This window comes from Halohasta sp. A2, assembly GCF_056175805.1.
Genome location: NZ_JAQFWV010000188.1, coordinates 1 through 683, shown reverse-complemented (window position 1 = coordinate 683; position 683 = coordinate 1). Strand labels below are relative to the sequence as shown.

Sequence of the window (683 nt, the reverse complement as noted above, 5' to 3'; positions counted from 1 at the left end):
CCGGACGATCTACAACTTGACCAAGCGGGTCGCAGACCGGCTGCGACCCGCATACAACGATGTCAAAGAGAAGGTTCGGGAGAGTGAGGTCGTCTACTGTGATGAAACAGGCTTCCCGGTTGATGGAGAACAACACTGGGCGTGGACGTTCGTCACTGATGACGAGGTGCTGTTCTGGGTTGATGAGAGCCGAGGAAGTGGGGTCTTAGAAGACGTCCTCGGCGAGGAATTCGCCGAGGACTCGACGCTCAGTTGTGACGGCTGGTCAGCGTATTCGAGTTATCATACGAAACTGCAGCGGTGCTGGGCGCACCTGTTGCGGGAGGCTGAGTACGTCGCTGAACGGTACGAGGAAGCAGAGCGGCTATCTGAAGAATTACACGGACTCCACAACGACCTAACGACGTTCGTCGAAGGAGAGCCGTCCGCTTCTGCCCGCGATCAGAAGCGGGCGGAAGCGTCCTTGCACTTGGAGGGTCTGATTAGGGAAGATTACGAGGTCCGAGAGGTTCAGAAGCTGATCAAGAAGATCAGCAACGGGTTGGGTCACTGGCTTACGTTCGTGACTGAGCCAGACGTTGACTCGACGAATAATCGCGCAGAGCGGGCTCTGCGCGAGCAAGTGGTCCTTCGGAAGATGTTTCGGACCCTCCGTTCGGCAGAAGGGGTCCAGATCCACGAGA

At 57.1% G+C, this 683-nt stretch carries 1 protein-coding gene; it reads left to right on the top strand.

Going from position 1 to position 683, the window contains the following annotated elements; all coding sequences use genetic code 11:
- A partial coding sequence (gene tnpC, locus O2S87_RS18710) for an IS66 family transposase (protein WP_475410225.1) occupies nt 1–683 on the top strand: 683 nt, incomplete at both ends.